The 25813-nt window shown below is 72.3% G+C and carries 25 protein-coding genes, 1 tRNA gene and 2 pseudogenes; 13 read left to right on the top strand and 15 right to left on the bottom strand.

Translation table 11 applies throughout. The features are described from left to right. Window positions 1-59 precede the first annotated feature (59 nt). Both KRR39_RS00220 and KRR39_RS00215 read left to right on the top strand, forming a co-directional pair. Window positions 60-2645: a sensor domain-containing protein gene (locus KRR39_RS00220; RefSeq protein WP_216939849.1), complete on the top strand. Its 2586-nt coding sequence runs from the start codon at window positions 60-62 to the stop codon at window positions 2643-2645. Next, window positions 2597-2815 carry a hypothetical protein gene (locus KRR39_RS00215; RefSeq protein ID WP_216939848.1) on the top strand — a complete coding sequence of 73 codons (219 nt, stop codon included), beginning with the start codon at window positions 2597-2599 and terminating at the stop codon, window positions 2813-2815. The genes KRR39_RS00220 and KRR39_RS00215 overlap by 49 nt, the downstream gene beginning before the upstream one ends. On the opposite strand, the gene KRR39_RS00210 is transcribed toward KRR39_RS00215, so the two are convergent. From KRR39_RS00210 to KRR39_RS00170, 9 genes are all read right to left on the bottom strand, one after another. Then, window positions 2812-3363 carry a hypothetical protein gene (locus tag KRR39_RS00210; RefSeq protein ID WP_216939847.1) on the bottom strand — a complete coding sequence of 184 codons (552 nt, stop codon included), beginning with the start codon at window positions 3361-3363 and terminating at the stop codon, window positions 2812-2814. The two genes, KRR39_RS00215 and KRR39_RS00210, sit on opposite strands and share 4 nt — an antisense overlap. Continuing rightward, window positions 3360-4697, bottom strand: a complete 1338-nt coding sequence (locus KRR39_RS00205) for a sulfatase-like hydrolase/transferase (protein WP_216939846.1) — start codon at window positions 4695-4697, stop codon at window positions 3360-3362. The genes KRR39_RS00210 and KRR39_RS00205 overlap by 4 nt, the downstream gene beginning before the upstream one ends. Further along, on the bottom strand, window positions 4661-5575 hold the full coding sequence (locus KRR39_RS00200; RefSeq protein WP_216942231.1) for a sulfatase-like hydrolase/transferase: 915 nt from the start codon (window positions 5573-5575) through the stop codon (window positions 4661-4663). The genes KRR39_RS00205 and KRR39_RS00200 overlap by 37 nt, the downstream gene beginning before the upstream one ends. A gap of 440 nt (window positions 5576-6015) precedes the next feature. Then, window positions 6016-6088 (bottom strand) — tRNA-Ala (locus KRR39_RS00195). A gap of 63 nt (window positions 6089-6151) precedes the next feature. Next, window positions 6152-7792, bottom strand: a complete 1641-nt coding sequence (gene sepX, locus KRR39_RS25750) for a divisome protein SepX/GlpR (RefSeq protein WP_367303769.1) — start codon at window positions 7790-7792, stop codon at window positions 6152-6154. 53 nt (window positions 7793-7845) lie between these two features. Beyond that, window positions 7846-8316, bottom strand: coding sequence for a MogA/MoaB family molybdenum cofactor biosynthesis protein (locus KRR39_RS00185; RefSeq protein ID WP_216939845.1), 471 nt, complete (start codon window positions 8314-8316; stop codon window positions 7846-7848). Next, window positions 8313-8792: a cyclic pyranopterin monophosphate synthase MoaC gene (gene moaC / locus KRR39_RS00180; protein ID WP_216939844.1), complete on the bottom strand. Its 480-nt coding sequence runs from the start codon at window positions 8790-8792 to the stop codon at window positions 8313-8315. The genes KRR39_RS00185 and moaC overlap by 4 nt, the downstream gene beginning before the upstream one ends. After that, a complete protein-coding gene (gene glp / locus KRR39_RS00175) occupies window positions 8792-10042 on the bottom strand; it encodes a molybdotransferase-like divisome protein Glp (RefSeq protein ID WP_254185400.1) in 1251 nt (416 codons plus the stop codon). Before glp ends, moaC begins: the two co-directional genes overlap by 1 nt. Before the next feature lie 9 nt (window positions 10043-10051). After that, window positions 10052-11428, bottom strand: a complete 1377-nt coding sequence (locus tag KRR39_RS00170) for a UTP--glucose-1-phosphate uridylyltransferase (RefSeq protein WP_216939843.1) — start codon at window positions 11426-11428, stop codon at window positions 10052-10054. Window positions 11429-11485: 57 nt separating this feature from the next. Between KRR39_RS00170 and KRR39_RS00165 the strand changes: the two genes are divergently transcribed. Then, on the top strand, window positions 11486-12052 hold the full coding sequence (locus KRR39_RS00165; protein WP_254185399.1) for a 5-formyltetrahydrofolate cyclo-ligase: 567 nt from the start codon (window positions 11486-11488) through the stop codon (window positions 12050-12052). Window positions 12053-12075: 23 nt separating this feature from the next. On the opposite strand, the gene KRR39_RS00160 is transcribed toward KRR39_RS00165, so the two are convergent. Further along, window positions 12076-14709: a penicillin acylase family protein gene (locus tag KRR39_RS00160; RefSeq protein ID WP_254185398.1), complete on the bottom strand. Its 2634-nt coding sequence runs from the start codon at window positions 14707-14709 to the stop codon at window positions 12076-12078. 164 nt (window positions 14710-14873) lie between these two features. Here KRR39_RS00160 and KRR39_RS00155 point away from each other — a divergent pair, with 164 nt between their 5' ends. The 6 genes and pseudogenes from KRR39_RS00155 to KRR39_RS00125 all read left to right on the top strand — a co-directional run bounded on the left by KRR39_RS00155 (window position 14874) and on the right by KRR39_RS00125 (window position 18033). After that, window positions 14874-15248, top strand: coding sequence for an FmdB family zinc ribbon protein (locus KRR39_RS00155; protein WP_216939834.1), 375 nt, complete (start codon window positions 14874-14876; stop codon window positions 15246-15248). A 75-nt stretch (window positions 15249-15323) separates the two neighbouring features. Beyond that, entirely contained in the window at window positions 15324-15950 is a 627-nt protein-coding gene (locus KRR39_RS00150) for an SAF domain-containing protein (protein ID WP_216939833.1), read from the top strand. A gap of 53 nt (window positions 15951-16003) precedes the next feature. Next, a complete protein-coding gene (mscL, locus tag KRR39_RS00145) occupies window positions 16004-16402 on the top strand; it encodes a large conductance mechanosensitive channel protein MscL (RefSeq protein ID WP_216939832.1) in 399 nt (132 codons plus the stop codon). Between the two features lie 56 nt (window positions 16403-16458). Beyond that, window positions 16459-17100 carry a phosphatase PAP2 family protein gene (locus KRR39_RS00140; RefSeq protein ID WP_216939831.1) on the top strand — a complete coding sequence of 214 codons (642 nt, stop codon included), beginning with the start codon at window positions 16459-16461 and terminating at the stop codon, window positions 17098-17100. A gap of 24 nt (window positions 17101-17124) precedes the next feature. After that, window positions 17125-17521: pseudogene (locus KRR39_RS25745) on the top strand (VOC family protein). A 95-nt stretch (window positions 17522-17616) separates the two neighbouring features. Next, complete coding sequence (locus KRR39_RS00125; RefSeq protein WP_216939829.1) at window positions 17617-18033, top strand: DUF7144 family membrane protein; 417 nt, start codon at window positions 17617-17619, stop codon at window positions 18031-18033. 13 nt (window positions 18034-18046) lie between these two features. Here the strand turns inward: KRR39_RS00125 and KRR39_RS00120 are convergent, their stop codons facing one another. The 3 genes from KRR39_RS00120 to glgA all read right to left on the bottom strand — a co-directional run bounded on the left by KRR39_RS00120 (window position 18047) and on the right by glgA (window position 21261). Beyond that, complete coding sequence (locus tag KRR39_RS00120; RefSeq protein WP_216939828.1) at window positions 18047-18418, bottom strand: SpoIIAA family protein; 372 nt, start codon at window positions 18416-18418, stop codon at window positions 18047-18049. Continuing rightward, entirely contained in the window at window positions 18415-19875 is a 1461-nt protein-coding gene (locus KRR39_RS00115; protein WP_216939839.1) for an NAD-dependent epimerase/dehydratase family protein, read from the bottom strand. Before KRR39_RS00115 ends, KRR39_RS00120 begins: the two co-directional genes overlap by 4 nt. 222 nt (window positions 19876-20097) lie before the next feature. After that, window positions 20098-21261 (bottom strand): glycogen synthase, encoded by a 1164-nt coding sequence (glgA, locus tag KRR39_RS00110; RefSeq protein WP_216939825.1) that lies wholly within the window; start codon window positions 21259-21261, stop codon window positions 20098-20100. A 91-nt stretch (window positions 21262-21352) separates the two neighbouring features. On the opposite strand from glgA, the gene glgC reads away from it, so the two are divergent. After that, window positions 21353-22525 carry a glucose-1-phosphate adenylyltransferase gene (gene glgC / locus KRR39_RS00105; RefSeq protein WP_216939838.1) on the top strand — a complete coding sequence of 391 codons (1173 nt, stop codon included), beginning with the start codon at window positions 21353-21355 and terminating at the stop codon, window positions 22523-22525. A gap of 35 nt (window positions 22526-22560) precedes the next feature. On the opposite strand, the gene KRR39_RS00100 is transcribed toward glgC, so the two are convergent. Further along, window positions 22561-23709, bottom strand: a complete 1149-nt coding sequence (locus tag KRR39_RS00100; RefSeq protein WP_216939823.1) for an FUSC family protein — start codon at window positions 23707-23709, stop codon at window positions 22561-22563. Between the two features lie 116 nt (window positions 23710-23825). On the opposite strand from KRR39_RS00100, the pseudogene KRR39_RS23985 reads away from it, so the two are divergent. The 3 genes and pseudogenes from KRR39_RS23985 to KRR39_RS00090 all read left to right on the top strand — a co-directional run. After that, window positions 23826-24116, top strand: a pseudogene (locus KRR39_RS23985) (DJ-1/PfpI family protein); the annotation flags it as partial. A gap of 67 nt (window positions 24117-24183) precedes the next feature. Continuing rightward, the gene (locus tag KRR39_RS23980; protein WP_367303768.1) at window positions 24184-24378 is read left to right on the top strand and encodes a DJ-1/PfpI family protein; all 195 of its coding nucleotides are present in this window, start codon (window positions 24184-24186) and stop codon (window positions 24376-24378) included. Next, a complete protein-coding gene (locus KRR39_RS00090) occupies window positions 24375-25100 on the top strand; it encodes a TetR/AcrR family transcriptional regulator (protein WP_254185791.1) in 726 nt (241 codons plus the stop codon). The genes KRR39_RS23980 and KRR39_RS00090 overlap by 4 nt, the downstream gene beginning before the upstream one ends. Here the strand turns inward: KRR39_RS00090 and KRR39_RS00085 are convergent. Beyond that, window positions 25097-25384: a hypothetical protein gene (locus tag KRR39_RS00085; protein ID WP_216939837.1), complete on the bottom strand. Its 288-nt coding sequence runs from the start codon at window positions 25382-25384 to the stop codon at window positions 25097-25099. The two genes, KRR39_RS00090 and KRR39_RS00085, sit on opposite strands and share 4 nt — an antisense overlap. Window positions 25385-25813: the final 429 nt, after the last annotated feature.

Below are 25813 nucleotides of genomic sequence, written 5' to 3'. Positions count from 1 at the left end.
GTCCGCACGAACTTCCCGATTCGGTTGCGGGCACCGGCGCGGGCGGGGACCCTTGACGAGTGCCTATCGGGGGGAGTGACCCGGCCGCGACCCTCCGAGACGTCGCGGCCTCGCTGGTGTCCGAGCACGCCCCCGTCGTCGTCGGGCTGGTCGCGCCCGACGAGACCCTGCTCGCCCTCGACGGGGCCCTGGCGGAGCGGCTCGGCTACCGCCGCGAGGACGTCGTCGGCCGTCGGTTCACCGAGCTGGTCCAGGACCAGGAGGTCTGCGCGGTGGTCCGCGCGGCGCTGGCCGGGGAGCACGCCGCACGGACCACGGTGCTCAACGGCCGGACCTGGCTGGTGGCCGCCCACCCGCTGCACGAGGAGGACGGCACCCCGGCCGGGGCCGTCGCCGTGCTGACCTTCGCCGACGAGGCCGAGGTGCACCAGGAGCTCACCGAGAAGGAGTCGCTCAACGAGCAGTTCGGCGCCCTCATCGAGCTCTCCAAGGACTTCATCGCGATCGCCGACCTCGACGGCACCGTGACCTTCGTGAACCGCGCCGGCCGGGCGCTGGTGGGGTTGCACAGCGACGAGGACGCGCTGGGCCGTCCCACGACCGACTACTTCACCGAGCAGGGGAAGGCCAAGTCCCGGGAGATCGAGGAGTCGGTGCGCGAGCACGGCTACTGGGAGGGCGAGACCCAGCTGCGGCACTTCGGCACCGGGGAGGCGATCCCGGTGTCGGCCAACTCGTTCCTGGTCACCCGCTCCTCCGACGGCACCCCGCTCGCCCTGGCGACCGTGCAGCGCGACCTGCGGCAGCGGCTCCGCCAGGAGCGCGCGCTGGCCGTGCGGGCCCAGGAGCAGCGCGCCGTCGCCGAGCTCGGCCGGCTCGCGCTGACCATGCCGCTGAACCAGCTGATGCGCGAGACCGTCCAGCTCATCCAGGCCCGCTACCCCCGGCTCATCGCCGGGGTGCTGCGGCGCTCCGAGGACGGCCGCACCACCGAGATGGTGGCGTCCTCGCTGCCCAACTGGGTGCCGATCGTGCTCGACCTCGAGGAGGACTCGCTCACCGGCCGGGCGCTGCTGCGCAACGAGCTGGTCTACACCGACGACGTGATCGAGGACCCCGCTTTCCCGCACGCCGAGGCGACCACCCGGTTCGGGATGCGGTCCGCGCTGTGCTGCCCGATCCCCGGCGACGAGCACCCCTGGGGGATCGTCGGCGCGTCCGGCCCGGACCCCCGGCGCTGGACCGAGGACGACGTCGCGTTCGTGGAGTCGGTGGCCGCGACGCTGGGGGCCGCCGTACGCCGGCACGAGCTGGAGAGCCAGCTGCAGCACCAGGCCCTGCACGACCCGCTGACCGGGCTGCCGAACCGGGCGCTCGTGCTCGACCGGATCGACACCGCGCTGGACCGCGCCGTCCGCCGCGGCGGGCTGCTCGCGGTGGTGCTGCTCGACCTCGACGACTTCAAGACCGTCAACGACTCGCTCGGGCACGGCAGCGGCGACGAGATGCTCACCGAGCTCGCCACCCGCTTCGAGCAGGTGGTGCGCCGGGGCGACACGGTGGCCCGGCTCGGCGGCGACGAGTTCGTGGTGGTCTGCGAGGACCTCGCCGGCGAGCAGGAGGTCGCCTTCACGGTCGAGGCGCTGCTCGAGACCTGCGCCAGGCCCGTCGAGATCGGCGGTCGCCGGATCAGCCTGTCCGCGAGCGCCGGTGTCGCGCTGGCGGTCGGCGGCGAGGGCGACACCACCGCGCTGCTCAGCGAGGCGGACATCGCGATGTACCGCGCCAAGCGCGACCGGCCCGGCACCTACCGGATCTTCGACGAGGCGATGCGCGGCGACGTGCTCGGCCGGATCAACGTGGCCGGCGAGCTGCGCACCGCGATCCGCTCGGGGGGCCTGACGATCGACTACCAGCCGATCGTGGACCTGGCCACCGGCGAGGTGGTCGCGATGGAGGCGCTGGCCCGGTGGACCAACGAGGCCGGTGAGCGGGTGCCGCCGGACGTGTTCATCCCGGTCGCGGAGGAGACCGGCCTGATCGGCGAGCTCGGTGCGGCCGTGCTGCGCGCGGCCGCCGAGCAGGCGGTGGCCTGGCAGCAGCACCGCGAGGTCGGCGTCCGGGTGAACTCCAGCCCGCACGAGCTGCGCAGCAGCACCTTCTACGACGAGGTGATGACCACCCTGGAGCAGACCGGGCTGCCGGCCCGGCTGCTCGGCCTGGAGATCACCGAGTCGATCTTCGTCGACGACGACAAGGTCACCCAGGACACCCTCACCCGGCTCCGCGACGCGGGTGTCTCGCTGCTGATCGACGACTTCGGCACCGGCTACAGCTCGCTGAGCTACCTGCAGCGGTTCCCGGTGGTCGACGTGCTCAAGATCGACCGCTCCTTCCTCGGCGAGGGCACCCGCGGCGAGGCCGTCGTACAAGCGGTGGTCGGGCTCGGTCGGGCCTTCGGGCTGCAGGTCTGCGCCGAGGGCGTGGAGACCCCCGAGCAGCACGCCCGGGTGATCGAGCTCGGCTGCGACTTCGCGCAGGGCTACCTCCTGTCCCGGCCGGTCCCCGCGGACCGGACCGACGAGCTGATCGCCGGATGGCAGCCCCGGCTGCCGGACGCCGATCCCGCGCCGCCGGGGCTCTAGGGTCGGCGCCCTACGCCGACCGGCACCCGGGGACCCTCGACCTGGACATCGACCGCCTGCGCCCGCTGCTCGGTGGCTGGTGGTCGTCCACGCCCGAGGCCGTCGAGGACACCTACGCGCTGCTCGCGCAGGCGCTCGCTGCCATGGCCGGGGTCCGTCCGCGTTCCTAGGGTCCCATCGCCGCCATCTGCTGCTGGGCACCGCCGAGTGCCTGCCTGAGAGCCTGCACGTGGTGACCGCTCCCCTCGGCGGTGACCTTGCTGACCGCCCTCGTCACGACGGGTTCCACGGTGCCGGCCGAGGAACGCGGGAAGGCCAGGATCAGCGCCGCGCAGCCGAGCGGCACCGTCGTCGCTCCCTGGCCCTTCACCTTGGTCTCGGTCGCCAGGTGCAGGGCTCCGCCGACGACCCCACCGACCACGGCGCCGAACCCGGTCGTGAGGGGGATGAGCGGGAAGACGGCCAGTCCGGTCAGGAACCCGACGGTCCCCAGTCCTTGGGCCATCTCGCGGACCATGTGGTCCGACTGCTCCACCGTGACCGTGCCGGCCAGGTCCTTGGCGACCACGATCGCGCCGTGCAGGTAGGCGCCGCAGGCCAGCGCGGCCTGGTAGTCGTCATGGGCGGCGTCGCGCGACAGGTAGCTGCCGATCAGGACGTCGGTCGTCTCGTTGTCGAAGGGCAGGGACAGGATCTTGAGTCCGGCGGCGGGGTTCATGAGGAGAGTCCGTGGGCTGCGTGGGCGTGGTGGGCGACCGTGTGGACGGCCTTCTCGTCCTTGGCCTTGCGGTGTGGCTTGATGTCGAACACGACCTTCTTGACCGTGCCGTTGAACGCGAACGGGCGTCTGTCGGCGTAGCTGAGGTCCACCACGCCGCCGTTGTCGCGGCCGACGTCCATGCCGGCGTACGCCGAGAACCGCATCGGCACCGTGTGGTCCATCCGTCCACCGCCCACCTCGGTGTCGTTCACGAACAGCGTGACCTGTCCCCCGGTGGCAGGTGTCGCGGCGTCGGCCGCGAACTCGAGCCGCACGTTCACCTCGCCGACCGGCAGAGGAGTGTCGGCCTGCTGGCGATAGACGAACACGCCCATCATCGAGTAGCAGTGCGTGAGCCGGCCGCCGTCGACGAACAGCGAGAACCCACCGAGGTGGTCCGCCTCCGCGACGATCACCCCTTCGGCGCCCTCCTCGGGCACCCGCAGGTCCGCGCTGATCGCGTACGAGCGGTTGTAGATGCGCGGGATCATGCCGGGGGCGATGTTCTGGACGCCGCCGCGGAGCTCGATCCTGTCGGCCGCCTCCAGGGGCGGGGTGATGCCGAAGAAGGCCGACAGCGTGGCCAGCAGCGGAAGCACCTTGTACCGCTCCGCCTCCTCCCAGAACAGGTCCCTGAGCTCCTGGACCTTCTCGGGGTGCTGGTCGGCGAGGTCGCGGGCCTGGGTGAAGTCGTCGGGGAGGTAGTACAGCTCGGCCGGGTCGGAGTCGGGGTCCCAGACCTTGGGCGCGTACGGCTTCAGCGCCTCGGGAGTCAGCACCCACGGGATCCGGGGTGTCTTCATCGCGAGCCACCAGCCGTCCTTGTACATCGCGCGGTTGCCGATGGTCTCGAAGTACTGCTGGGTGTGCCGCTCGGGCGCGTCGGCGTCGACCAGCGAGTCGGCGAAGCTGACGCCGTGGAGGGGTTCCTGCTTGATGCCGTCGACCCGGGTGGGTGCCGGGATGCCGGCCACGTCGAGGATCGTGGCGCCGACGTCGGTGACGTGGGTGAACTGGGTGCGCACGCCTCCGAGGTCGTGGATCCGCTCGGGCCAGTGCACGACCATCGGGTCGCGGGTGCCACCCAGGTGGGAACCGACCTGCTTGCCCCACTTGAACGGCGTGTTCCCGGCCCACGCCCACGCGGCCGAGTAGTGCGGGTCCATGATCGGGCCGCCCCAGGACTCGTTGCCGCCGTAGCGCTCGGCGAGCTGCAGCTGCATCTCGTCGGTGAGCGGGATGCCGTTCTGCATGGTCATCTCGTTGAACGATCCGGTGACGGTGCCCTCCATGCTGGCGCCGTTGTCCCCCCCAGATCCAGATGATCAGGGTGTTGTCGAGCTCGCCGAGCTCGTCGACCGCGTCGATGACCCGGCCGACGTTGTGGTCCGCGTTCTCGGAGAAGCCGGCGTAGACCTCCATCTGTCGTGCGTAGAACCTCTGCAGTCGTGGGGGGAACGTCGTCCCAGGCCGGGAAGGCATCGTCCCGGGCCGTGAGCTCCGCGTCCGCCGGGACGACTCCCAGCTCCTTCTGCCGGGCGAACACCACTTCCCGCAGGCGGTCCCAGCCCTGGTCGAACTGCCCGGCGTACCGGTCGGCCCACTCCGAGGCGACGTGGTGCGGGGCGTGGCTGCAGCCGGTGGAGAAGTAGACGAAGAACGGCTTGTGCGGGTCCTGGGCCCGCACCCCGTGCAGCCACTCGATGGTCCGGTCGGCCATCGCGTCGGGCAGGTAGTAGGGGTTCTCCTCGTCGTCGTACTCCGCCGGTGTCCCGATGATCTTCTGGTTCTCCGCCAGCATCGGATCCCACTGCCCCGCGTCGCCGCCCAGGAAGCCGTAGAAGTAGTCGAAGCCCCACCCGGTCGGCCACCGGTCCAGTGGGCCGGCGGGTCCCTGCTGCCCGTCCGGGGTCAGGTGCCACTTCCCGAAGGCGGCCGTGCTGTAGCCGTTGTCACGCAGGATCCGCGGGAGGGGAGCACACTCCTGCGGCAGCATCGCGGTGTACCCGGGGAACCCGCTGGAGAACTCACCGATCGACCCGAAGCCGACGGCGTGGTTGTTCCGCGCTGTCAGCAGCGCGGCGCGGGTGGGAGAACAGAGGGCGGTGACGTGGAAGCGGTTGTAGCGCAAGCCCCCCTCGGCCGTCCGGGTATAGCTCGGGGTCTGGATGGGCCCCCCCGAAGGTGCTCGGGTTCCCGAACCCGGCGTCGTCGATCAGCACCAGCAGCACGTTCGGGGCGCCTTCGGGAGGTTCCGGATGGCTGATCAGGTTCCAGTCCGGCTGCGAGCCCCGGAGGGTGCGGTGTGCGGTCCCGGCGAACTCCGGTGCGGTCAACGGCAGGGTCCTGCGGTCGGGGCTGGTCATGTGAGGTCTCCGCGTCGTCGTCGGCGCCCTCACACTGCTGCACGGGCGCCCGGTGAGTGGTGTGCGCGTCCTGCGAACCCGCTCCTCGACACTCCGGCGACCCGACCGGCGAGTCATCATCCCCGGCGAGGGACGCGTGAACGACCTCGAGGGTCCACGCGCGTCGTCGCCGACGTGCGCGACCGCGAAAAACCCCGCCCCTCCTGCGGTGTGACCGCTGGTGGGACGGGGTTTTCCTTCTCGGTGGAGCTGAGGGGATTCGAACCCCTGACCTTCTCATTGCGAACGAGACGCGCTACCAACTGCGCCACAGCCCCGAGACGCCGGTCGGACCGGCGAGACGAAAAGATACCACCCGGTCGAGCGGCACCCGAAACCGGTCAGGAGCCGACCGCGCGCTGCTGGTCGCCCTCGCCGGCGGCCTTCGTCTCGGCCTGCTCGGCCTCGGCCTGGGCGACGATCCGGGAGTCCTCGGCGGTGCGTCCCGACGTCCAGGTGCCGGGCTCGCCGAGGTCGATCGTGCGGACCGTGCGCCGGGCCTTCGGCTTGGTGACGTACGTCGGCAGGGTGACCGGGAGCGGGTCCCAGAGCGAGCCGCCGTCCTCGGTCGGGATGATGATCGCGTCGAGCAGGGCGACCTCGATGCCGACGGTGTCCTCGGTGTCGTCGAACTCCGCGACGCCGTGCTCGTCGACGTCGGCCGGGGCGACCTGCGTGACGTCGACCCGGGCCGCGCGGACGAGGGTGGTCTCGTCCTCCTGCGCCGGGCGGCGGTCGAGCAGGTCGAAGTCGTGCAGCGACTCGCGGCGGACCTGGGTGCGGCAGAGCACGAGGTAGACCAGCGTGAGGCCGCCGGGGACCGCGACGGACCACCAGGGCGCCACCCCGACGGCGGCCACGACCACGGTGGCCGCGGTGCACAGCAGCAGGACGGTGAGCAGCAGGCGGCGGCGACGGGCCGCGGCCCGGGCGGCCTTGCGACGGGCGACGATCCGGGCCCGCGGCACGGCCGGGCGGATCTCGACCTGGGTCTCGGACCCCTCGGTCACGACCGTCACCTCCGTCACGGCCTGCTCGTCCGCGGACGCGGGACGCGTCGGCGCCAGCACGCGGGGGTTGCCGGCCGACCGGGCCGGGGTGACCACCAGGCGGGCGTCACGACGGTTGACCGGCTCGCGGCGGGCGAGCACGCGCATCGCCGTCGAGAAGCGGTCGATCGACCGGGTACGGGCGACCTCGTCGTGGTGCCGGAGCGCCTTGGGAATCAGGTAGACGGCCCACGCCACGGCGAGCACCACGAAGATGATTCCTGACAAGTCCACGTCCCGAACGATAAAAGCGTGGGCACGGTTGCTCCCGCAGGCGGGGCGGTGTGTCGCAAGCGAACTCGTGTGACTCATGTGAAAGTCCCGGAAACCGGCACCCAGCACCCGTCCCGTCGTACGACGGCCCGGGTCGGCGTCACCGCGGGGGCGGGGGTCGCCCTTGTAGCGGCGGAGCATCCCGCCCTCGATGTCCTCCGACGTGACCGCGAACAGCTTGTGGTCGCGCCAGTCGCCGTCGATGTGCAGGTAGCCGGGGGCGTACCCGATCTCGGTGAAGCCGAGCTTCTCCACGACCCGGAGGCTGGCGGTGTTCTCCGGCCGGATCGCCACCTCGATGCGGTGCAGGTGCAGCTCGAGCAGGCAGTAGTCGACGACCAGCGCGACCGCGGTGGGGATCACGCCCTGACCGGCGTGCCGGCGGTCCACCCAGTAGCCGACCTGGCCCCAGCGCGCCGAGCCGCCGACGATGTTGGTGACGGTCAGCTGCCCGGCGAACTCGTCGTCGACGGTCACCGCGAACGGCAGCGCCCGGTGCTCGCGGGCCTGCCGGCGCAGGTCGCGGACCAGGGCCCGGAAGGTGCGCGGCGCGGTGGAGTCCCCCGGCGGGACCGTCGCCTCCCAGGGCCGCAGCCAGTCGAGGTTGCGGCGGCGCACCTCGTTCCAGGCCTTCGCGTCGGCAGAGGACAGCGGCCGCAGACCGACCCGGCCGGCGCGCAGCTCGACGCGCCAGGCGTTGTCCCACCCCCTGCTCAGTGGTCGCTCCCGGTGATCTGCTCGACCGCGTGCACCAGCAGCGGCTCCAGGACCGCGAGGCCGTCCTTCACCCCGCCGCGCGAGCCGGGGAGGTTCACCACGAGCGCGCTGCCGCGGATGCCGGCGAGGCCGCGGGACAGCGCGGCGGTGGGGACGCCCTTGGCGGCGCCGTACGCCCGGATCGCCTCGGCGATGCCCGGCACCTCCCGGTCCAGGAGCGGGCGGGTCACCTCGGGGGTCAGGTCGGTGGGGGTGAGGCCGGTGCCGCCGGTGGTCACGACCGCCCGGGCCCCGGCGTCCACCGCGTCCCGGATGGCCGCGCCGACGGGGTCGCCGTCGGGTACGACGACCGGGCCGGTCACCTCGAAGCCCAGAGCCGCCAGCGACTCGACGATCAAGGGGCCGGTGGTGTCCTCGTAGACGCCCGCGGCGGCCCGGTTCGACGCGCAGACGACGGTGGCCTTCACGGGCGGGACCAGTCCCCGCTCTTGCCGCCGGTCTTGGTCTCGACCCGGATGTCGGTGATCACCGCGGCCTTGTCCACGGCCTTGACCATGTCCACGACCGTCAGCGCGGCGACCGAGACCGACGTGAGCGCCTCCATCTCGACGCCGGTGCGGTCGGTGGTGCGCACGGTCGCGGTGATCTCCACGGCCTCGTCGGTGACCACCAGGTCGACGGTGACCCCCGAGATGGCGAGCGGGTGGCACAGCGGGACGAGGTCGGGGGTGCGCTTGGCGGCCATGATGCCGGCGACCCGGGCCACGCCGAGCGCGTCGCCCTTGGGCACCCCCTCGCCGCGCAGCAGGCCGACCACGGTCGGTGAGACCAGCACCCGGCCGGTCGCCACGGCCTGGCGGCGCGAGGTCTCCTTGTCGGAGACGTCGACCATCCGGGCAGCGCCGGTCTCGTCGACGTGCGTCAGACGGCTCTGCTCGGCCATCAGAAGTCCCGGTCCAGCACGAGCACCTGCACCTGGCTGCCGCCCTGCACCGACGTGACCGCGGCGGGTACGACGATCAGGGCGTTCGCCTCGGACAGGTCACCGAGCAGGTGCGAGCCGTGCCCGCCGACCGGAGTGACGTGGGCGCCCTTGCCGTCGATCCCGAACTGGGCCCGGACGTACTGCTCGCGGTCCGGCGCGGAGGAGAACCCCTGCGAGCACAGGGCTCTGACCATCGGCCGGCGGTAGGGCAGGCGGCCCATCATCCGGCGGAGCGCCGGCAGGACGAAGACCTCGAAGGAGACGTAGGAGGAGACCGGGTTGCCCGGCAGCGTGATGATCGGGGTGGCGTCCTCACCGACGAACCCGAAGCCCTGGGGCTTGCCGGGCTGCATCGCGACCTCGCCGAAGGAGACCGTGCCGAGCTCGGACAGCACCTCCTTGACCACGTCGTAGGCGCCCTTGCTCACGCCGCCGCTGGTGACCACCAGGTCGGCGCGCACCAGCTGGTCGGAGAGCGCGTCGCCGAACTCGCCCGGGTCGTCGGAGACGATGCCGACGCGGTAGGCGATCGCACCGGCGGAGCGGGCCGCGGCGGCGAGCATGTAGGAGTTCGCGTCGTAGATCGAGTCGTGGCCCAGCGCCGTACCCGGCTCGCGCAGCTCCGCACCGGTGGACATGATCACGACCCGCGGGCGGGGCCGCGAGCGCACCTGGGAGCGGCCGACCGAGGCGAGCAGGCCGAGCTGGCGGGGGCCGAGGATGCTGCCGTCCTCGAGCAGCACGTCGCCGGTCTGCACGTCCTCGCCACGGTGCCGGACGTGCTGGTCCCGCTGGGGGGCCTGGGTGATCCGCACCGAGGCGATGCCGCCGTCGGTCCACTCGATCGGCACGATCGCGTCCGAGCCCTGCGGCACCGGGGCGCCGGTCATGATCCGCACCGCGGTGCCCGGGGACAGCGCGATGTGCTTGGTCTGTCCCGCGGCCATCTCGCCGACCACCGGCAGGTGCACCGGGTGGTCGAGGGAGGCGGAGACCACGTCGTCGTAGTAGACGGCGTACCCGTCCATCGCCGAGTTGTCGAAGCTCGGCAGGTCCATCGGCGCGGAGATGCTCTCGCAGACCGGGAGCCCGAGCGCCTCGAGCAGCGGCTGGTCGTAGGGGTGGAGGGGCACGAGCGACTCGACGATCCGCTCGACGTGCTCGTCCACGGTGCTCAGCCGGTCGGTCGGCATGAGGTTGGCAGCCATGGGGCGACCTTAGCCCGAGAGCGTCACGCCTTCGTCGACGCGTCCGCCCGGGCCCTGCAGGTGCGCGCGCCCGGTCACCGTCACCCCGGCCCCGAACGTCCAGTCGCCCTCGACGACGAGCTCCTCGGCGGCCTTCAGCGACGGCACGCCGTCGGGGAAGCGCGCGTCGAACCCGCCGACGAGCTTGAAGTGCTTCGGGTCCAGGTCCACGAACGGCACCGCGTCGACGCCGTCCTCCAGCACCAGGTGGTGGCTCTCCTCGAGGCGGTAGCAGTCCGAGCGCAGCACCAGCAGGTCGTTGGTGGTCTTCACCGGCAGGAAGCGGGCCCGGGTCACCTCGATGAGCTGGGCGTCGGCGAACACCTCGACGGCCGCGCCCATCGCCGACTCGATCTGGATCACCTCGGGGCTCGAGGGGTCCGACGGGTCGACGGTCTTGGTGTTCTTGATCAGCGCGAGCCCGAGCACGCCGTCGCGCCGGTCGAGCTCGTCGCGCATCGCCACCAGGTCGAACCACAGGTTGTTGGTGGAGCAGAACTTGTGGCGGGACAGGTCGGCCAGCGCGTCCTGGTCCTCCTCGAGGGTCTGGGCGGTCTCGCGCAGCACGATCCGGCCGTCCGCCGTACGACGGGCGAAGTGGCCGCCCTTGCGGTCGGAGGGGGTACGACGCACCGCCTCGATGGCGAACGGGGCGCCGGAGCGGGCGAACCACTCGGCCACGCCCGGGTCGGGGGTCGCACCGAGGTTGTCGGAGTTGGAGACGAACGCCTGGGTGTAGCCGGCCTCGATGAGCCGGTCGAGCAGGCCGCTGCCGCGCAGCGCGGGGTACAGGTCGCCGTGGCCCGGCGGGCACCACTCGAGGTCCGGGTCGGGCTCCCAGGTGACCGGGGTCAGGTCGTCGGCGCGGAGCTTGGGCTCCTTGTTCTGCAGGAAGTCCAGCGGCAGCCCGTCCGCCGAGAGGTCGTAGCCGGCCAGCGCCTGCGTGGTGTCGGCCGAGGTGCGGAAGCTGTCCATGAACACCAGGGGCAGCCGGACGCCGTACTCCTCGCGGGCCCAGAGCACCTGCCGGGCGATCACGTCGAGGAAGGTCAGGCCCTCGCGCACCTCGAGCAGCGACTTGGCCCGGTCCAGGCCCATCGACGTGCCCAGGCCGCCGTTCAGCTTCACCACGACCGTGCGGCCGAGGCCGTCGACTGGCACCGGGGAGGGCAGGTCGGCGTCCGCCAGCGCGGGGATGTCGACCGGCTCGACGGTGGACTCGGGGATCATCCCGGTCTCGCCGCTCTCCACCATCCGGTAGTAGTGCTCGAAGACGTCGACGGCCACCGGGTCCACGCCCGCGTCCGCCATCTTCGCCCGTGCCTGCTGCAGGCCCTCGTCGCTCATGCGCCGAGGTTACCGACCGGCCCGGGGCGTGCGGAGCCAGTGGGTACCGTCCGGGGTGTGGAAGCCACCGCCGCCCAGAAGCTCGCCCTGCGGGACCAGCTCGTCACCGCCCGCGGGCGCCGGTCGCTGCTGGAGGTGTCCCGGTCGGCGCGGTCCCTCGCCGAGCACCTGCTCGACACCCCGGAGGTACGCCGCGCCGCCACCGTCGCGGCGTACGTCTCGATCGGCACCGAGCCCGGCACCGGCCCGCTGCTCGACGCGCTCACCGCGAGCGGACGGCGGGTGATCCTGCCGGTGGTGCTGCCCGACCTCGACCTCGAGTGGGCGGTGTACGACGGACCGGGTGCCCTGGCCCGCGCACGGCGCGGGCTGCTCGAGCCCACCGGGGAGCGGCTCGGCCTGGACGCGGTCGCCACCGCCGACGTGGTGCTGACCCCGGGACTCGCCGTGGACCGGACCGGGATGCGCCTGGGACAGGGCGGCGGCTGCTACGACCGGGCCCTGGGCCGGGTCCCGGTGGGCACGTTCACCTGCACGCTGCTCTACGACGGCGAGCTGCTCGACGTGGTGCCCTCGGCCCCGCACGACCGGCCGGTGACGGCCGTGGCCACCCCTCCGGCGTGACCCGGCTGCGCCGGCGCTGAGCCTCAGTCGTCGTTCGCGGGGCGCAGCGTCAGCGTCGCGTCGGTGGCCCGCTCGACGGCCCGCGGGCTGGACACCCAGGGCAGCGTCGAGCCGTCGACCCACAGCTTGGTCTGGTCGGCGTAGTGCGGGTCGAACGCGTGCCCGGAGACACCGGTGAGGTTCACCCAGCGCGAGTCGTCCGGGTTCGCGAGGGACACCACCATCCGCATCGACGGCGCCGCGGTCACGGTGTAGTCGTCGGCCGCCGCGTCCCACGCGGTGGCGTCGACGATCTCGCCGCCGCCGCCGACCTGGTAGCCGCCCCGGTTGAACAGCCAGCGCACCGGCGCCGGGACGGTGTCGCCGCCCAGCGCCGGGCTGCGCAGGTCGAGCTGGTGCTGGTGGCCCCACGTCCAGTCGACGGCGCGCCGGGCCTGCCGCCGGACCAGCTCGTCGCGGGCCTGGGCCATCGCCTTCTCGAGGATGTCGTCGCGGGTCTCGATCACGCCGTCGGTGCGGACGTCGTCCCACCAGTGGCTGTCCGGCTGGGCGAGCAGGCGGCGCATCACCTCGAACCAGCGGCCGCCGCCGTCGGGCCAGACCGACTGCTTGAGCTCGTCGTGGAAGGTCAGCGCGAGGGTGTTCTTCCACACCGCGTTGTAGTACGCCGCGGCGGCCGAGCCCGGACCCTGCTTGAAGTCCCAGCCGTTCAGCAGCCGCTGACCGCCGGCGAGGTACTCCGAGGGCATGAAGATCTTCAGCAGGTAGGGCACGAACGTGGGCGCGAACCCGTTGCGGGTGTCCCGCTGGATCCTCGACATGTCCGCGACGCTGACCTTGGCGCGGCGCTGCAGGAGGTCCGCGATCCGCTGGCTGCGGTAGCCCGGCGCCCACGAGTCGCCGAGGTAGTAGGGGTAGTCCGTCCCGATCACCGCCTGGTTGGCGGTCGCGACGAACCCGTCAGAGGGGTTCAGCACGCTGGGCAGCGCCGCGTACGGGACGTACCTGCCGGTCCAGTCGTCGGACTTCAGCCAGCCCAGGGCCGGGTAGTCACCGGTGTTGCCGGACTTGCGGATCGGGATCCGGCCGGGGGCCTGGTAGCCGATGTTGCCGGCCCGGTCGGCGTAGACGAGGTTCTGCGAGGGCACCGCGAAGTCGGCGGCCGCGGCCCGGAACTGCTCCCAGTCGCCCGACTTGTCGATCTCGAAGATCGCGTCCGCCGTGCTGCCCGGAGTGAGCGCGGTCCAGGCGAGCGACACGGCGTAGCCGTTGCCGCGGTCCGGGGCGTCCTCGCCCGCCGGGGCGTTCGCGCCCACGGTGCTGAGCTCGGGCGACACGTCGGACAGCAGCGGACCGTGCCGGGTGGCCCGGACGGTGAACCGGAACGGCTTCGAGCGGCCGAGGACCTTGATCTCCTCGTCGCGCATCCGCATCGGGCGCTGCGCGCCGTCGTAGAGGTAGGTCCTGCCCTCGACCTTCTCGAGGTAGAGGTCGATGACGTCCGGGCCGAGGTTGGTGAAGCCCCAGGCGACCTGCTGGTTGTGGCCGATGACCACGCCCGGCAGGCCGGAGAAGGTGAACCCGGAGACGTCGAAGGGGCAGTCGTCGGTGAGCGTCGTGCAGTGCAGGCCCATCTGGTACCAGATGCCCGGCATCGAGACCCCGAGGTGCGGGTCGTTGGCCAGGATCGGCTCGCCGGTCGTGGAGTGGTCGCCGTCCACGACCCACGCGTTCGAGCCGAGCCCGTCGCCCTTGCCGAGCAGGGCCGGCAGGTCGCGCACCGCCCGGTGCACCCGCTCCAGGGCGCCCTCGGCCGCCCTCGAGACGGGTGGGCGGGACGGCTTGCGAGTGCCGCCGCGGGTGGCGTCCTGCTCGAACACCTTGTCCACGACCGCGCCCTGGTCGACGATCGGGCGGTGCCGGTCGTAGGGGTAGGGCGGGAACAGCTCGGCGATCTCCGCCGGCGTCCGGGTCGCCGACATCAGGCCGCGCTCGATCTCGTCGTCCATGTTGCCGCGCAGGTCCCACGCCATCGCCTTGAGCCACGCGACGGAGTCCGCCGGCGTCCAGTCCTCGATCTGGTAGTCGGAGTTCTTCAGCCCGAGCACGGTGTACTCCAGCGAGATCTCCGAGGGCGAGTGCCGGTGCAGGTAGGCGTTCACGCCGTTGCTGTAGGCCTGCAGGTAGGCCAGCGTCGCCGGCTGGAGCCGGGACAGCTCCTGCTCCGCGACCCGGCGCCACCCCATGGTCCGGATCGTCTTGTCCGTCTCGAGGGTGGCCTCGCCGAACATCTCCGAGAGCCGTCCGGCGGTCGTGTGCCGGCGGACGTCCATCTCGAAGAACCGGTCCTGGGCCTGCACGAACCCCTGCGCGTAGAACAGGTCGTGGCTGGTCCCGGCGTAGACCTGCGGGATGCCGTGGTCGTCGCGGAGCACCTTGACGGTGCCGTCCAGGCCCTGCAGCGACAGGTCGCCGGAGGTCTGCGGGAAGGACTGGCGGACCACCACGACGCCCGCGACGAGCGCGGCCACCAGGAGCAGGACGACCGCCAGGACGCCGTACGCCGACCAGCGGCTCCAGCGCGGCCAGGCCCGGAAGCCACGTCGCGGCGCCGCCGTCGAGGAGGGAGCGGGCGTCGCTGCGGGGGTGTCGGGCACGGCGGCAATTGTGCCTGTTGCGGTCCCCCGCTCCCGCCGCGCCCCCACGCGGCACGGCCGGGAAGTTTGTGAATCGTCCCGACGTTGCGATACTTGGCAGTCGAGTCCCCGGAGTGCCAGTCGAGACCCCCGGGGACGACGTATGAGCATCCCGTGGAGGACCCGTGCCCACCTACCAGTACGCCTGCACCGAGTGCACCCACTCGTTCGAGCAGTTCCAGAGCTTCACCGACGACGCACTCACCGTGTGCCCCGTCTGCGAGGGTCGCCTGCGCAAGGTGTTCAACGCCGTCGGTGTGGTGTTCAAGGGGTCCGGCTTCTACCGCAACGACAGCCGCACCGACGGCAAGTCCGCCGGCAACGGCTCCGCGCCGAAGTCTCCCGCGACCTCGGACCACTCCGGCAGCAGCGGCGACTCGTCCTCCTCCACCGCATCGGAGAAGTCCTCGGAGAAGTCGAGCCCGGCCGGCTCGTCGTCGAAGAAGTCGTCGGACACGTCCGCCGCGACCTCGTCCAGCAACTCCCCCAGCGCCGCCTGACCCCTCGGTCCCACCCGACCCGGGCCCTGTGGACGACGGCCGACGCGGTCCCGGCGGGGCTCCTAGCCTGGGTCGATGCCCCGTCTCCCGGCCTCGTTGCGCCGCCTGCGTCGCGTCGCGCTCACCCACCGCCGTCCCCTCACGGCGCTGTGCGCGGCGGTCGCGGTGGCCGCGGCCCTGCAGGCCAACGCGGCGCCTCCCCCGCCCCGCACCCTCGTGCTGACCGCGGCGCGCGACCTCCCTGCCGGCACGGTGGTGCGGTCCGGTGACCTGGTCCGGACCCCGTTCGACCCGGGCAGCGTGCCCGCGGGCGTGCTCCCGGCCGCGGCAGCCGTCGGGCGTACGACGACCGGGCCGGTGCGCGCGGGCGAGGCGGTCACCGACGCCCGGCTGGTGACCCGGTCGCTGCTCGCCGGCTACCCGGGGCTGGTCGCGGTCCCGGTGCGGATCGGCGACCCGGCCGCCGTACGCCTGCTGCGGGTCGGGGACCGCGTCGACCTGCTCGCGGCGGACCCGCAGTCCGACTCGGCGGCACGCCTCGTGGGGCGGGACGCACCGGTGCTGGCGATCCCGCGGGCCGGGCCGGAGTCCCCCGGCCTCACCTCGGGCGCGCTCGTCGTGCTCGGCGTTCCGGACCTCACCGCCCCAACCGTCGCACAGGCCTCGGTCACGGCATTCCTGTCGGTGGTGCTGACCCGCTAGCGTGCTGCCTGTCCGCACCAGCCAGCCCCTCGGCCTTCTCGGAGGAGACAGTCATGCTCAAGGGTTTCAAGGACTTCGTGATGCGCGGCAACCTGGTGGAGCTCGCCGTCGCGTTCGTCATCGGCGCGGCGTTCGCCACCGTGGTCACCGCCACCGTCGCGCTGATCATGGACCTCGTCGGCAAGGTGGGCGGCACCCCGGACTTCTCCAGCTACAGCCCCGGCGGCATCTCGATCGGCGCCTGGCTGACCGCCGTGATCTCGTTCCTGATCATGGCCGCGGTCGTCTACTTCCTGGTCGTGACGCCCTACAACAAGCTGCAGGAGCGGATGTCGAGGGGCGAGGAGCCCACTCCCCCGGCACCCGACATCGCGCTGCTGACCGAGATCCGCGACCTGCTCGCCGGTCGCGCCGGCAGCACGAACGTCCGGGGCGGGGGCGGTCTCAGCTGAACCGCTCCGCGCCCTCCACCGCACGCACGGCCGGTCTGCTCGCCGCCTGCTGGCTGGTGCTGTGCGCCGCCGTGGTCGGCGTCGGCCGGCTGCTCACCGGCCCGCTGGCCGGCTCGGTCGGCGTCCGGGAGAACGACCTCGCTCGCTGGTTCGCCGACCAGCGCACCCCGACGCTCGACACGGTGGCCGAGGTGGGCACCTTCCTCGGGGACACCCTCGCGGGCATCGTCGCGCTGCTGCTGCTCGGCGTCGGCTTCTCGCTGTGGCGCCGGACCTGGGTGCCGTTCGCCTTCGTCGCCGTCGGGTACGGCGGCCTGCTCGGCGTCTACCTCGTCGCGACCCAGCTCGACCCGCGGGACCGGCCGCCCGTCGAGATCCTCGACAAGGGGCTGGTGCCGGACCACAGCTTCCCGTCCGGTCACACGATGACGTCGACGGCCGTGGTGTGGACGCTGCTGCTCCTGCTCTGGACGTTCACCCGGGTGTCGCGCCCGGCCACCCTGCTCCTCGCGCTCGTCCCGGTCCTCACGATGGCCGCCCGGATGTACCAGGGCGCCCACCACCTGACCGACGTGCTGACCGCGCTGCTGCTCGCGCTGGTCTGGCTGTCCGCGGTGACGCTGCTGCTGTTCCGGCCCCGCGTGCAGGCGAGCGGGACAGGCTTCCGGGCCCGGGTCCGCGGTGGCAGCATGGCGTGAGGGGGGGCATCTGACAGCCAGGAGGTGGGCGTCGTGTCGGCATCGCTGCTCGCGGTCGTCGTGGACTGCGCCGAGCCGGGCCGGCAGGCGGGGTTCTGGTCCCAGGTGCTGTCCTACGAGGTGGTCGAGCGCAACACCGAGGAGTTCCTGGTGCGCGACCCGGCCGGGCTGGCTGCTCCTCTCTACTTCCATGAAGGTCCCCGAGCCCCGGACCCAGAAGAACCGCCTCCACCTGGACGTGGTCACCGACGGACCCCTCACCGACGAGGTGGACCGCCTGACCGGGCTCGGGGCGCGCCTGGTCGAGTTCCGCCAGGACCCGGACACGCTGGCGAACCCGGACACGTGGGCGGTGCTGGAGGACCCCGAGGGCCTGGTGTTCTGCGCCAGCAGCTCCTCGACCCTCACCGGCTGGGACTGACCCGCCACCGGCCGCCCAGGTCTCGTCCGACCCGGATGATGACGGGGCCGCCCCACCGCCCCTAGCGTCGGGAGCCGGCAGCGAAGGGGACCGCCATGGCAAGCACCGACGACGACATCCTCGCCCGCAGCGGGCTGGCCCACGGGGTCTCGCTCTTCGGCGGGATCATCCTGGCCACCGCGGGGCTCTTCCAGTTCTTCGAAGGGGTCTCCGCCGTCCGCAAGGACAAGGTCTACGCGTCCACGCCGCAGTACGTCTACGAGTTCGACCTGACCGTGTGGGGGTGGTTCCACCTCGTGGTCGGCGCGCTCGCCGTGGCGACCGGCATCGCGATCGTCGCGGGCCAGTCCTGGGCGTTCTTCACCGGCATCTTCCTGGCCGCGCTGTCGGCGCTCACCCAGTTCCTGTTCATGCCCTACTACCCGCTGTGGGCGCTGACCATCATCGCCGTGGACGTCGCGGTGATCTGGGCGCTGTGCAGGCGGCTCCGCGAGGACTGGGCGAACCCGTAGCGGGCACGCCGGGTCAGCCGGCGTCCTCGGCGGCCCAGCGCTTCGCGGCCTCCAGGTCGGCGAACGGGAACGCGCGCGCCTGCCCCGGCCACAGCAGGCTGAGCACCTTGATCGCCGGCCCGGCCCAGCGCGCATCGGTCACGACGGCCATCCGCTCGAACGCCGTCGGGTGCCGCGCGCCGAGCTTGAGGTCCTCCCAGACGGCCTCGCCCTCGTAGTCGTCGAACTCCGGCCCGAGGACGTAGACGAGGCGGACCTTGCCGTGCTCCGCGACGGCCGCCTCGATCGCGGGGACGACGACGTTCTCGTAGTCCTCCTTCTCCACGTCGTCGACCGCCTCCAGCCCGAGCACGCCGGCCGGCATGTGAGAGAGAAGACGGATCATGTCTCCACTCTCGGCAGCCTCCGCGTCCGCGTCAACCTCCCGCCCACCCGGCGACTCTGGCGGGTCGTCCGCAGGGGGTGAGGTGGGGCCGGCCCGGGCGGGAGAGGGTGGTCGGCGACCATCCGCCCGTCCCGGAGGCGACACCGTGAGCCCGACCAGCCGTACCCACCAGATCGTCCGTGCCGTGGCCGACGGGACCGGGCTGACCGAGGAGGAGGTCTGGCTCCGGGTGGGGTCGACGGTCCTGGTGGCGGTGGTGCTGGGCGTGCTGCACACCGTCGAGCTCGTGATGGACCTGACCGCGGACCTCGCCCGGATCGCCCGCGAGTAGGACGGCTCAGCCGTGGTGCGGGGGGGACCTGACGGCGGAACCACTCGTCGCTGCCCTCGCGCGGCTCGCCCTCACCCTCGTCGCCGCGCTCGTCGCGGGTGCTGTCCGGCAGCACGTCCCCGAACACCAGCGCACGACGCCGGCGCCGTTCCGCCTCCGACAGCTCGGGGGTGGCCGGGACCGGCCGCTCGTCGGGGTCGGGCGTCGGGCTCATCGCAGCGTCTCGCTGGGTCTCGCGGAGTCGAACCAGGTCGAGTCGAACTTGGCGCGCTGCGGGCTCCACCCCGTCGAGGCGGTGAAGTGGTCCGAGCTCACGCGCAGCGACCGGGCCAACGGCTCGAGGCGGGCACCGCCGACGCGGTGCAGCAGGGGTCCCATGGAAGTCGATGCTCTCGCGCCCGGCGTGCGCCGCGAAACCGGCGACCATCTCGAAGCGGCGGACCGGCTCGGCGCCGACGTTGTAGACCCCGCTCGGCGCGCTCAGCGCGGCGAGCACCGCCCCGGCGAGGTCGTCGGTGTGCACGACGTGCGCCCAGCCCTCCGGCGAGCCGAGGCCGATCGGGCGTCCGTGCCGGAGGGAGCGCAGTTGGAAGCGGGTCATCGGGTCGTCGCCGATGATCGTGCCCAGCCGCAGCACGACGCCGGTGCGCGAGCCGCAGGCGTACTCCTGGACGTGCGACTCCCCCACCGACGCCGGCTCGGTGGCCCGGGTGATCGCGAGCGGGGAGTCCTCCGCGACCCACTCGTCGCCCTGGTCGGCGTAGAGGAACGAGACGCTCTCCTGCACGACCCGGCGGACGCCCGCCTCGCGCGCGGCCTCCACCACGCGACGTACGCCCTCGGTGCGCAGCCGGTCGTTGACCCGCCACGCCCCGGGCCGCAGGCCGGACAGCCCGATCGGGATGTGCGTGGCCAGGTTGCAGACCGCGTCGGCGCCGTCGAACATCGCGGCCAGGCCGTCGCCGTCGAACAGGGTGGTGCGGGCCGCCGAGGCACCCAGCGCCTCCAGGAAGCGGGCCTTCTCCGGCGTGCGGGCGAGGCCGACCACGTCGTGGCCGGAGGAGACCAGGAAGGGCACGACGACAGAGCCGATGACGCCCGTGGCGCCGGTGACAGCCACCCTCATACGAGGACCTTTCGCGGTCTGAGGTCCCCCCGGACCCGGGTCGACGACGCGCGAACGGTGCATCGCGGCGTCGCCCTGACCGCCTCAGTGTCGGGTAACGGACTGATAACGGCAAGCCGGACGACCGGACCGGCCGTTAAATCTCCGCGCCGAGCGTCCGGTCAGCGGACGATCCGCACTTCTCACCCCGTCTGGCAGGACGGAGTGGTCCAGACCGCCGGATCAGCGCAGCGACTCGTACAGCCGCACCGTCTGCTCGGCGATCGCGTCCCAGGCGAAGGACGACACCGCCCGCTCCCGGCCCGCCCGGCCGAACCGAGCGGCCAGCTCCGGGTCGGCCGCGAGCCGGTTCACCCCCTCGGCGATGCCCCGCTCGAAACCCTTCGCGTCGTCGGCGTCGTAGGCCACGACCACCCCGGTCTCGCCGTCGACGACGACCTCGGGGATGCCGCCCACGTTGCTGGCCACGACGGCCGTCTCGCACGCCATCGCCTCGAGGTTGACGATGCCGAGCGGCTCGTAGACCGAGGGGCACAGGAACGCCAGCGCGCCGGTGAGCACCTGGCGGACCTGGTCGCGCGGCAGCATCTCGGACACCACGAACACCCCGTCGCGCTCGGCCCGCAGGTCGGCGATCAGCGCGTCCGTCTCGGCCTTGAGCTCCGGGGTGTCGGCCGCACCGGCCAGCAGCACGATCTGCAGGTCGCGGTCGAAGGCGAGGCCGGCGCGCAGCAGGTGCGGCACGCCCTTCTGCCGGGTGATCCGCCCGACGAAGGCGACGTACGGCCGGGTCAGGTCGACCCCGATCCGCTCCAGCACGGAGGTGTCCGGGTCGGGCCGGTAGAAGTCGGTGTCGATGCCGTTGTAGACGACGTGCAGCTTGCCCGGGTCGAGCGCGGGGTACGACGCGAGGATGTCGGCCTTCATGCCGTTGCTGACCGCCACCACGGCGTCGGCCGCCTCGTAGGCGGTGCGCTCCGCCCAGGAGCTGATCCGGTAGCCGCCGCCGAGCTGCTCGGCCTTCCAAGGCCGTTGCGGCTCCAGGCTGTGCGCGGTGACGACGTGCGGGACGTCGTAGAGCAGCTTGGCCCAGTGCCCGGCCATGTTGGCGTACCACGTGTGCGAGTGCACGACGTCGACCGAGCCGGCGGCCCCGATCCCCGCGGTCATCGCCACGTCGGTGGACAGCACCTGGAGGGCCGCGTTCGCGCCGGCGAGCCGCTCCTCCTTCTCGGTGTGCGCGGTGGCGCCGTCGCGCGGCTCGCCCATGCAGTGCACGTCGACGTCGATGAGCTTGCGGAGCTCCCGGACGAGGAAGTCGACGTGCACGCCGGCGCCGCCGTACACGTCGGGCGGGAACTCTCGGGTCAGGATGGCTGCTCGCATGGCCGCAATCTAGTGCGTGCGACCGGCAAGGCCCTAGGGTCGAGCCGAACACGGAAGTTCCAGGTTCCAAGGGCGGACAGGAGCACTGCACATGCCGAAGGTGTTGGGGATCGTCCTGGCGGGCGGCGAAGGCAAGCGGCTGATGCCGTTGACTCTGGACCGGGCCAAGCCCGCGGTGCCGTTCGGCGGCAGCTACCGGCTGATCGACTTCGCGCTGTCGAACCTGGTCAATGCCGGCTACCTGCAGTGCGCCGTGCTGACGCAGTACAAGTCGCACTCGCTCGACCGGCACATCTCGGTGACCTGGCGGATGTCGACGCTGCTCGGCAACTTCGTCACCCCGGTGCCGGCCCAGCAGCGGCGCGGCCCGCAGTGGTACCTCGGCAGCGCCGACGCGATCTACCAGTCGATGAACCTGATCAACGACGCGCACCCGGACATCATCGTGGTGTTCGGCGCGGACCACGTCTACCGGATGGACGCCTCGCAGATGGTCCGGGCGCACGTCGAGTCCGGCGCCGGCGTCACCGTCGCGGGCATCCGGGTGCCGCGCAAGGAGGCCTACCAGTTCGGCGTGATCAAGGCCGCGGCCGACGGGCTCACGATCGAGGAGTTCCTGGAGAAGCCGGCCGACCCGCCCGGGCTCGCGGACTCCCCCGACGAGGTGTTCGCCTCGATGGGCAACTACGTGTTCTCCACCGACGTCCTGGTCGACGCGTTGGAGAAGGACGCGGCCGACCCGAACTCCCGGCACGACATGGGCGGCGACATCATCCCGATGCTCGTCGGGCAGCAGAAGGCCTGCGTCTACGACTTCAAGGACAACGTCGTGCCCGGCGCGACCGACCGCGACCGGGACTACTGGCGCGACGTGGGAACGCTCGACTCCTACCACGAGGCGCACCTCGACCTGGTCTCCGTCGAGCCGATCTTCAACCTCTACAACACCGACTGGCCGATCTTCACCTCGCACCCGCAGCTGCCCGGCGCCAAGTTCGTCGAGAACGCGTTCGCCCGCGACACGATCGTCTGCGGCGGCTCCATCGTGTCCGGCGCCAACGTCGACAGCTCGGTGATCGGCAGCAACGTGTACGTCGGAGCGGGCGCGAAGGTCGAGCGCAGCGTCATCTTCGACAACGTCACGATCGGTCGCGGGGCGATCGTCCGCAACGCGATCCTGGACAAGAACGTGATCGTCCCCGACGGGATGGTGATCGGGGTCGACGTCGAGGAGGACCGGCGGCGCGGCTTCCACGGTCAGTGACGGGGGCGTCGTCGCCCTGGCCAAGGACCAGCTGGTCATCCCCTGACGGGGTGCCGACGGGGGATCGAGCTGCGCAGCAGCCGGTCCCGTCGGGCGTAGCGGGGCAGCACCACCGGGTTCTGCTCCGCGACGCGGACCATCGACGCCACGATGTTGCGCAGGTTCATGATCAGGGCGCCGTACTCCGGCCAGTGCAGCCCGGAGAGCTCCTCGGTGCTCAGCTCGTGCGCGAGCCGGTTGAGGTCGGCGCGCACCTGGGCCACGCGCGCGGAGTCCGGCACGCCGATGGCCTCCCCCGCCTCGGCGAGCAGCGCCAGCCAGCGGTCCCGGAACGCGGGCTCCCACTCGACGAGGCTGTCGATCCCGTGCCCGAGGGTGCGGGCCATGCTGCGCAGCTCGGCGACCGCCTGCTCGTTGAGCTCCAGGAGCTCCTCGAACACGTCGGTCTTCTTCACCGACTGCGCCGCGCGCCGCGGGTTGAGCCGGCCGCTCTCCTTGGCCTGGCGCAGCAGCGCCCAGGCCCGCTCGATGTCCTGGTCGAGCGTCCGGGTGCGGGCCACCCAGCCGCGGACGTCGTCCTCGGTGCAGCGCTTCTCGCGCAGCTCGCGGGCGATGTCGCTGAGCAGCTCCCCGACGGTGTCGTCGACGGCGTCGATGGCCTTGGCCGAGGAGTAGTCGCGCAGCGGCGGCCAGACGACCATGTTGACCGCGAGCCCCACCACGATCCCGATCGCGGTGTCGAACAGCCGGTCCAGGAGGACCTGGTCGTGGGTGCTGAAGCCCGTGGTCAGCACGATCAGCCCGGTCGCGGCGACGGCGGTGCTCTCGTCCCGGAACCACCGCACGCTTCCGGCCAGCAGGCCGACCACGAGCAGAGTCGAGACCGCGAACGTGGTCAGCCCGAGGTAGTTGCCGACCACCCAGGCGAGCAGCACCCCGAGGACCGCTCCGGCGACCTGCCGCAGGCCGCGCGAGAAGGTCCGGTAGACCGTCGCGTGCACGACCAGCAGCGCCGCCCAGGGTGCCAGGAACGCCTGCGGCAGCGCGAACACCTGCGACGCCAGCACCCACGCCAGGACGGCCGCCGCCACGGTCTTGACCAGCTGCAGGACCTCGGTCCACCTGACCGGGTCACGCAGGTTCTCGCGGATCTGGGCGCGCGCGTCCGCTCCCGTCGAGACCACTCCACCACTCCCTCTCCGTCGGACCGTGTACCCGTGCTGACAGGCGCAAAACAGGTTTGGTCACGTGACGCCGGGTTACCGCGCGGGTGACAGCCATCACCGAGCGAGGAGACGACATGAGCGAGCAGACGTTGCAGGGCCGGACCATCGCGTTCCTGGTGGCCGCCGAGGGGATCGAGCAGGTGGAGCTGACCGAGCCGTGGAAGGCCGTGCAGGAGGCCGGGGGGACGCCGCGGCTGCTCTCCCCCGAGAGCGGCACCGTGCAGGCCTTCAACCACCTCGACAAGGCGGACACGTTCGACGTCGACGAGACGGTGTCCGGGGCCGACGTGGCGTCGTACGACGCGCTGGTGCTGCCCGGCGGGGTGGCGAACCCGGACGCCCTGCGCACCGACGAGAAGGCCGTCGCGTTCGTGCGGGACTTCGTGGCCAGCGGCAAGCCGGTCGCGGCCATCTGCCACGCCCCCCTGGACGCTGATCGAGGCGGACGTCCTGGCCGGCCGCACGCTCACCTCCTGGCCGAGCCTGCGGACCGACATCCGCAACGCCGGCGGCACCTGGGTCGACGAGGAGGTCGTCGTCGACGGGAACCTCGTCACCAGCCGCAACCCCGACGACCTCCCCGCCTTCTCCGCCCGGCTCGTCGAGCTGGTCGCCGCCGCGCGGTGACCGGGTGCGCTGCGGCGCACTCGGACGGCCGACCCCGCGGGACGCGGCCGGTTAGCCTGACGCCATGGAAGCGACGCGTCCCGCAGCAGGTGCGCAGCCGCGACCGGGTGGAGCGGATCCTCGAGGTCGCCGGCGAGATCGTCGTCGCCGACGGCGTCGAGGCCGTCACGACCCGCGCCGTCGCCACCGGGGCGGGCCTGCCGGTCGCCTCGCTCTACCAGTACTTCGCCGACAAGGAGGCCGTCCTCCTCGCGCTCGTGGAGCGGGACGTCGCGGACCTGCAGGTCCAGCTCGCCGAGGACATCGCGGCACTCGCCACGATGAGCGTCCGCGACCTGGTCGAGGCCACGATGCGCGCATTCGTGAAGGTCTACCACCGACGTCCGCCGTTCGTGGTGATCTGGTTCCGGGGCCGCACCAACGCCGCCGTCGCGGGCTACTGCCGCGAGCACAACCGCCGGATGGCGCGCGACCTGTTCCACGTGGCCCGCTCGGCGGGGATGGTCGTGGAGGGCTCGGACGGGCTGTACGCCGAGCTGGCCGTCGAGGTCGCCGACCGGATCCTGCAGATCGCCTTCGAGGACTCGCTCACCGGCGACCCGCACGTCATCGACGAGGGCATCGCGCTGGTCACGGCGTACCTCGAGACGCACGCGACGCCGGTGGGGATCGCCGGCCGCCCGCGACACCCGGCCGGCCCGGAGCAGGCCGACCGGCCCTAGGCCTGTTGCCCGAGGTCGGTCTCGATGAGGAGGTCGGTGGGGTAGAGGTCGAGGTCGGGGTCGTGGGTGCGGGCGGTGCCGACGGGGTGGGTGCCGGTGTGGTCCTGGAGGTAGAGCAGGCCGTGCGGGTCGCGCCACAGGTAGATGCCGGGGAACGGTTGGCGCAGGGTCCAGTGGCCGTGGGTCTTGATCCGGTGGTGGGTGCGGGTCAGCGGGCCGAGGTTGCCGATCCGGGTGGCCCACTGCTTTTCGGGTCCGCCGGTGCGGGTCGCGTCGTAGGGCACGGTGTGGTCGAGGTCGAGGCGCGCGCTGGGGGGCGCAGGCGTAGGGGAACACGTCGGTGGGGTAGAGCAGCCGGACGGCTTCGCGGAGCCGGTCGGGCAGCTCGTAGGCGTCCACCGGGGCCTGCTGGGCGAGGTCCAGGACCGGTTTGATGACGTAGTCGTGCAGTGGGCGTAGGTGCTGGTGCACGAAGGCGTGGGTGACCGGTCCCTCGCCCTCCCAGCGCACCACCCCACCCTGGCCGGTGGCCAGGTCGTCGGCGGACAGGTGCAGGTAGAGGGTCAGGGCGGGCAGCAGCCGGGACCAGTCGAACCGGAACTCCGGTCCCGGTGGATCGGGCGGATCGGGGTCCGGGCCGGTTGTTGGGTCGGGTGGATCGGGTGGTGGGGCACTGCCGGATGGCCGGGGAGGCGATGTCGGTGGCGTCGGGG

Source organism: Nocardioides panacis (genome assembly GCF_019039255.1).
GTDB lineage: Bacteria > Actinomycetota > Actinomycetes > Propionibacteriales > Nocardioidaceae > Nocardioides_B > Nocardioides_B panacis.
The sequence above is the reverse complement of the archived record's forward strand: the minus strand, read 5'-3'. Positions and strand labels throughout refer to the sequence as shown.

Bases quoted from the DNA above. Each gene is read 5' to 3' on its own strand.
- KRR39_RS00215 (WP_216939848.1), top strand. From the start codon at position 2,597: ATGGCAGCCCCGGCTGCCGGACGCCGATCCCGCGCCGCCGGGGCTCTA.
- KRR39_RS00210 (WP_216939847.1), bottom strand. From the start codon at position 3,363: ATGAACCCCGCCGCCGGACTCAAGATCCTGTCCCTGCCCTTCGACAAC.
- KRR39_RS00205 (WP_216939846.1), bottom strand. From the start codon at position 4,697: ATGGAGGGCACCGTCACCGGATCGTTCAACGAGATGACCATGCAGAAC.
- moaC (WP_216939844.1), bottom strand. From the start codon at position 8,792: ATGGCCGAGCAGAGCCGTCTGACGCACGTCGACGAGACCGGCGCTGCC.
- glp (WP_254185400.1), bottom strand. From the start codon at position 10,042: ATGGCTGCCAACCTCATGCCGACCGACCGGCTGAGCACCGTGGACGAG.
- KRR39_RS00170 (WP_216939843.1), bottom strand. From the start codon at position 11,428: ATGAGCGACGAGGGCCTGCAGCAGGCACGGGCGAAGATGGCGGACGCG.
- KRR39_RS00150 (WP_216939833.1), top strand. From the start codon at position 15,324: ATGCCCCGTCTCCCGGCCTCGTTGCGCCGCCTGCGTCGCGTCGCGCTC.
- mscL (WP_216939832.1), top strand. From the start codon at position 16,004: ATGCTCAAGGGTTTCAAGGACTTCGTGATGCGCGGCAACCTGGTGGAG.
- KRR39_RS00125 (WP_216939829.1), top strand. From the start codon at position 17,617: ATGGCAAGCACCGACGACGACATCCTCGCCCGCAGCGGGCTGGCCCAC.
- KRR39_RS00120 (WP_216939828.1), bottom strand. From the start codon at position 18,418: ATGATCCGTCTTCTCTCTCACATGCCGGCCGGCGTGCTCGGGCTGGAG.
- KRR39_RS00115 (WP_216939839.1), bottom strand. From the start codon at position 19,875: ATGAGGGTGGCTGTCACCGGCGCCACGGGCGTCATCGGCTCTGTCGTC.
- glgA (WP_216939825.1), bottom strand. From the start codon at position 21,261: ATGCGAGCAGCCATCCTGACCCGAGAGTTCCCGCCCGACGTGTACGGC.
- glgC (WP_216939838.1), top strand. From the start codon at position 21,353: ATGCCGAAGGTGTTGGGGATCGTCCTGGCGGGCGGCGAAGGCAAGCGG.